At 64.5% G+C, this 2,902-nt stretch carries 5 protein-coding genes; 2 read left to right on the top strand and 3 right to left on the bottom strand.

Annotated elements, in window-relative coordinates:
- Positions 1-37: 37 nt before the first annotated feature.
- Together ACY693_RS17660 and ACY693_RS17655 are read right to left on the bottom strand one after the other, a co-directional pair.
- Positions 38-496 carry a response regulator gene (locus ACY693_RS17660; RefSeq protein WP_462323122.1) on the bottom strand — a complete coding sequence of 153 codons (459 nt, stop codon included), beginning with the start codon at positions 494-496 and terminating at the stop codon, positions 38-40.
- Complete coding sequence (locus ACY693_RS17655; RefSeq protein ID WP_462323121.1) at positions 496-1,038, bottom strand: sigma-70 family RNA polymerase sigma factor; 543 nt, start codon at positions 1,036-1,038, stop codon at positions 496-498. Before ACY693_RS17655 ends, ACY693_RS17660 begins: the two co-directional genes overlap by 1 nt.
- Before the next feature lie 262 nt (positions 1,039-1,300).
- Between ACY693_RS17655 and ACY693_RS17650 the strand changes: the two genes are divergently transcribed.
- Both ACY693_RS17650 and ACY693_RS17645 read left to right on the top strand, forming a co-directional pair.
- A complete protein-coding gene (locus tag ACY693_RS17650; protein WP_462323120.1) occupies positions 1,301-1,558 on the top strand; it encodes a hypothetical protein in 258 nt (85 codons plus the stop codon).
- A 30-nt stretch (positions 1,559-1,588) separates the two neighbouring features.
- Positions 1,589-1,984: a carboxymuconolactone decarboxylase family protein gene (locus ACY693_RS17645; protein ID WP_462323119.1), complete on the top strand. Its 396-nt coding sequence runs from the start codon at positions 1,589-1,591 to the stop codon at positions 1,982-1,984.
- Positions 1,985-2,141: 157 nt separating this feature from the next.
- On the opposite strand, the gene ACY693_RS17640 is transcribed toward ACY693_RS17645, so the two are convergent.
- Positions 2,142-2,495, bottom strand: coding sequence for a glycoside hydrolase 100 family protein (locus tag ACY693_RS17640; protein ID WP_462323118.1), 354 nt, complete (start codon positions 2,493-2,495; stop codon positions 2,142-2,144).
- Between the last annotated feature and the right edge of the window lie 407 nt (positions 2,496-2,902).

Below are 2,902 nucleotides of genomic sequence, written 5' to 3'. Positions count from 1 at the left end.
GCGATGCGCGGGGTTGGGGGCCTCAAGCTCACTCGGATCATGGAACGCTTAAGCCATTGCTGACACACTGGCGCGGATGCGCGCCCGTGGCGCCAAACAGCTGGTGAATCCGCTGCAGATTGACCGGCTTCCTCAGAAAGACGCGAACATGCGGCGCAAGCCCCGGATCAGGCTGCAGATCATGGGCACCGCTCATCAGCACGATCTGCAGGTCGGGAACGCGGTCGGCGAGCTCGGCACTGAGCTCACGGCCATCGCCATCCGGCAAGCGGATATCGATCAGCGCACAGCACACTGGCTGTCGCTCGATCAGCTGGCGGGCCTCGGCGCAGCCACCGGCGGCCCGGACCTGATAGCCGAGGTCACCGAGCTCCCAGCTCAGCATCTGGCGCAGCGCTGCGTTGTCCTCGACCAGCAACAACGGTGCCTGCAAGCGAGGGCCAAGACCGGCGCCAGGCACCGAGCGCTCCTCGCCTGAGCGCAAAGCCGTGGGCATCATCCGCGCTCACCCAGCGCTTCGCGCAGCCGTTGGCGAGCGCGGAACAGCCGCGTCCCCGCGCCCGCCGCGCTGAGGCCAAGCCGCGCAGCGCTCTCCTGCTGCGAGTAGCCATGCAGCACCTGCAGGATCAGCGGCTCGCGATACTCCACCGGCAGCGCCCGAAGCGCCCGGCGCAAGACAAAGGCGTCGGTGGAGGTGTCATAGTCCTGAGCCGCCTGCGCCGGCAACTCCTCGGTTGGCATCGCGCTCTCGCGCGGTTGGATGCGCTCGAAGCGGCGCGCATTCTCGCGACGCACGATGGTCTTCATCCAGCCCAAGGCAGCCGCTGGGTTCTGCAGCCGAGCGAATGAGCGCCAGGCCCGCAGCAGGCTGTCCTGGACCAGATCCTCGGCGATCTGCTTGTCACCGCAGAGCCGGCAGGCGTACTTGAAGAGGCTATGCCGATAGGTCTCGGCAAGGGCCTCGAAGCTTGGCGCCTCGCTGGCGGTCGTCGATGGGCTGGGGGTAGGACTGGGGGCACGTGCAACAGAAGCAGACATGGAAGGACTCCCGACGTCGATGAGCGATCTGTCTGCGCTAGTGCAGTCGTCGTGCCAGTTTTTAATGCTTTGTTTTTGCGTACCTTTCCATAAAGCCACCGAAGCCAATAGCACGTTTCGTTAACACGATCCGTTGCAACGCGGTATCGATTCGCTGCAGTGCGGTGGAGACCCTTGCGTCATCGTGACGAAATATCCGCTGCTCAAGGCGGGTCCTAGCCGATATCAAGGCGCTGTCCGCTTCGCGCAGAGGGCTCAACCCATGAACTGTCTCGCCTTTCGCCGGCAACTGTTGGTCGATCCGCAAGGACGACAAGCCGAACTTCAAGCCCATGCGGCGCAGTGCGCCCCTTGTGCACGTGCGCTCAAGCGCGCGCTGGCCTTCGAGGCAAGTCTCAAGGCGGCATTGCTGCTGGACGATGCGGACGACGATGCCGACGATTCGCATCGCGAGGGCGAGTCCGATGAGCGCGGCGATGCTGACCCACCGCAGTCGGCCTATTGTGTGAACGGTTACTGAGGCAGCCCCCTCTCTGAGGCAGCACGAGTGATGGACGAGGAAGCGCTGGAGCGCCCGCTCAAGGAGATGATGGCGGTGGTGGTCGCTGACGCGCGCGGCTGCGCCTACTGTGTCGGCGCCCATTCGATGGCGCTGCAGCACCTTGGGGTGCCGCAGGAAACGATCGGGCTGCTGCTCCAGGGTCTGGATGAGGCGCCCTTACCTGCCGAGTGGATCGCGCTGTTGCAGCTGGCACGACGCGCGGCGGTCGATGTTCATGCCATCACGGATGCTGAGATCGCGCGCCTGTGGTCGCTGGGACTGAGCGATGCCGCCGCGGTCGAGCAGGCCAGTGTGATCGAGCTCTTTATTGCGCTGAGCTTCTTTCTCGATCTGTTCGCGGTGCCGTTGGATGAGCCGCCAAGCCCTGAGCATCACCTTGGGTGAGCATCCCTGAACAAGCCGGAGGCGATGATGATGATAACCCCCGCAGACCGCGACACCGATCACCTGATGCGTGATGCCAGGCGCATTCAGCAGGACCCGGTGCTTGGGCCGCGCTGGCGATCTCTGGGTCGAGCCGGCATTGGCGCCTGGCTCATCATCAGCACGATGGCGCTGATGGCACCGGAGCCGGTCCATGCCTGGTCGACAGGCGGCTACCGCGGCTACTCGAGCTATGGCTACAGTCATCATCGGCCAAGCCACTCGAAACACCGCTCTCGAAGCCCGCGCTCATCCCACCATCACACTCGGGGCGGCCATCGAGCACGAAGGCGAAGGCCGAGATAGCGAAGTCGCGGGTGAAGACCTGGTCGTAGTTGAGCGCCTCGGTCTCGGGATCATGGGCGGCGACGGTCCCGACCGGCTGGCCGCGGTAGGTGACCACGGATTCCTCCAGCAGGCGCCAGGCGCGCGCTCTGGCCTCTTGGGTAGTGAGATTGATCTCGGCCGGCATCGCGTGGTCCTCGAGGCTCGGGTTAGGGATGTGATGCACTTGCCCCTTTGGACCCGAGCGCCGCGAGATTCCTTTCAGTGCTCAAGCGATCGTCAGCACTTGATCCACGACCCTGTGAGCGGCAGCAGCACACACAGCGAGTCGTCCGCTGTCGCCGGGAGCACCACGCGCACCCATTGCATGGATGGCGAAAGAAGGCCGCCGTAAGGACGGTCCTTATAAGTGACCTGCAGCAATCCTCGCGGCCGTCTCAGCCACGATGACCCGAGACCCCACCCCAACACGACGCCATCATCATGCAGGAGACCCCCGATACTGCCATTTCGTTTCTCAGCCGTTTCCGCAGGACCTTCAGCTCAACGCTGCGCTGGCACCGCCATCCCCACGACCAACCTGGCTGGGGCGCT

The sequence above is a fragment of the Halochromatium sp. genome, assembly GCF_054919635.1.
Note: the sequence above shows the minus strand (reverse complement) of the source record. Positions and strands in the feature narration are given on the sequence as shown.

What these genes read in the sequence shown, in the direction of transcription:
- ACY693_RS17640 (WP_462323118.1), bottom strand. Translation starts at nt 2,495, where the DNA reads ATGCCGGCCGAGATCAATCTCACTACCCAAGAGGCCAGAGCGCGCGCC.
- ACY693_RS17645 (WP_462323119.1), top strand. Translation starts at nt 1,589, where the DNA reads ATGGACGAGGAAGCGCTGGAGCGCCCGCTCAAGGAGATGATGGCGGTG.
- ACY693_RS17660 (WP_462323122.1), bottom strand. Translation starts at nt 496, where the DNA reads ATGCCCACGGCTTTGCGCTCAGGCGAGGAGCGCTCGGTGCCTGGCGCC.
- ACY693_RS17655 (WP_462323121.1), bottom strand. Translation starts at nt 1,038, where the DNA reads ATGTCTGCTTCTGTTGCACGTGCCCCCAGTCCTACCCCCAGCCCATCG.
- ACY693_RS17650 (WP_462323120.1), top strand. Translation starts at nt 1,301, where the DNA reads ATGAACTGTCTCGCCTTTCGCCGGCAACTGTTGGTCGATCCGCAAGGA.